General features: G+C 62.9%; 1 protein-coding gene. It reads left to right on the forward strand.

Annotated features, from left to right (window positions below; genetic code table 11):
• Positions 1–289 precede the first annotated feature (289 nt).
• Positions 290–1,507, forward strand: coding sequence for a hypothetical protein (locus G6018_RS01515; protein WP_107746573.1), 1,218 nt, complete (start codon positions 290–292; stop codon positions 1,505–1,507).
• Positions 1,508–1,527 lie beyond the last annotated feature (20 nt).

The following is a 1,527-nucleotide window of genomic DNA, read 5'->3' on the forward strand; positions in this document are numbered from 1 at the left end:
CCGTCCCGCACGGGTGTACCCCAACGGGATCCTGCCGCGAGCAGGAGTCATCGACAGCAGCATGACGCTCGGACGCTCGGCACCCCAAGGAACGGCGGGGCTCCAGGTGTGACCGCGACGAACTGCCCGGCCCTTGTCTGGATAGTCGTTAAGATAAGGACTCGTTGTCCACTTTTCGTGTTCGCAGTGATGACATCGGACAGATCATCAACGACGGCTCCTGTCCGGTCTGCGTGCTATCCCACTATGGAGGTTGTTAGTGACTCGTCGACGTGGGTTCCTCGCAGAGATGCAGCGGCAGGCTCGCCTGGCCGAGCAGCGTCAGCGTGCAGCAGCCCGTCAGCAGGTGGCAGCCGTACGGCGTGCCGAGCAGGCGCAGCGGGCTGCGGAGCGTGCGCAGGTGGCTGCGGCGCGCTCCGCGCAAGCTGACCGTAAGCGATTGGAGCGCGAGGCCCGAGCAGCGCATGTCGAAGCCATGCAAGCTCGGGTGGAGTCACTAAATGCAGAGCTGGCTGAGCACTATGCAGAACTGGACGGGCTTCTGGAGGCAACCCTTGACGTAGACGACTATGTCGATCTCGAGGCTTTACGTGTGACCGCCCAACATCCACCGTTTCCCAGGTCAGATCTCCGCACCCCCGTCCCCGCGCCAGCGCCGATCCCGGAGCCTCCACTTCCCGTACGCCGTGAAGTTGCGCCACCGAAAGGCCCGTTCGGACGGAAGAAGAAGTTGGCCGCAGCCGAAGCCGAGGTTGATCGCCGCTACGCCGCCGATTACCAGGCATGGCAGGCCGCGATGGATTCGCTTCCTGCGCGCCAGGCAGCACAAGCTGCGGAGCATGCCGAGCTTGAGCGCGTCCGGCTCCAAGCGCTGGCAAAAGCGACCGCACAGTATGAGGCGGAGTCCGCGGAGAGGGAGCGTGCGGCGCGAGAACAGAACGACGAGTTAGACCAACTGATCGCCGGGCTCGGGTACGGCACGGTCGAGGCAGTACAGGAGTATGTCGGAATCGTGCTGGCCAACTCTGTCTACCCTGAGCATTTCCCTGTGGGTCATGAGTCCGAGTTCGAGCCGGCCACAGCAGAGCTCACGCTTCGGGTCACAATGCCTGGTCCAGAGACTGTGCCAACCATTAAGGCGTACAAGTACACGAAGTCCACCGACGAAATCGGTGAGACGCAGCTTTCGCAGAAGGCCGCCAAGGACCGCTACGCAGGCATCGTGCACGCTGTCGCACTGCGTAGCTTGCATGAAGTTTTCGAGGCTGACCGCCGCGGGCTGATTCGCAGCATCTCACTCGAGCTAGGCACCGAGACGATCAGTCCCGCCACAGGGCGTGAGACCTACGTTCCCTTTGCCGCTGTAGCCGTTGACCGCGACTCGTTCAACGAGCTGGACCTCTCGGAGATTGTCCCGGCCGTAACACTCCAGCATCTCGGCGCGGTGGTCTCGAAAAACCCGCACGGTCTGGCCCCGATCAACCCATCTGGCATCAGGCGCCTCTAGGAGACTGCTGAACAAGCTGT

The sequence above is a fragment of the Dietzia sp. DQ11-44 genome (genome assembly GCF_014145205.1).
Taxonomy (GTDB): domain Bacteria; phylum Actinomycetota; class Actinomycetes; order Mycobacteriales; family Mycobacteriaceae; genus Dietzia; species Dietzia natronolimnaea.

What these genes read in the sequence shown, in the direction of transcription:
- G6018_RS01515 (WP_107746573.1), top strand. Translation starts at nt 290, where the DNA reads ATGCAGCGGCAGGCTCGCCTGGCCGAGCAGCGTCAGCGTGCAGCAGCC.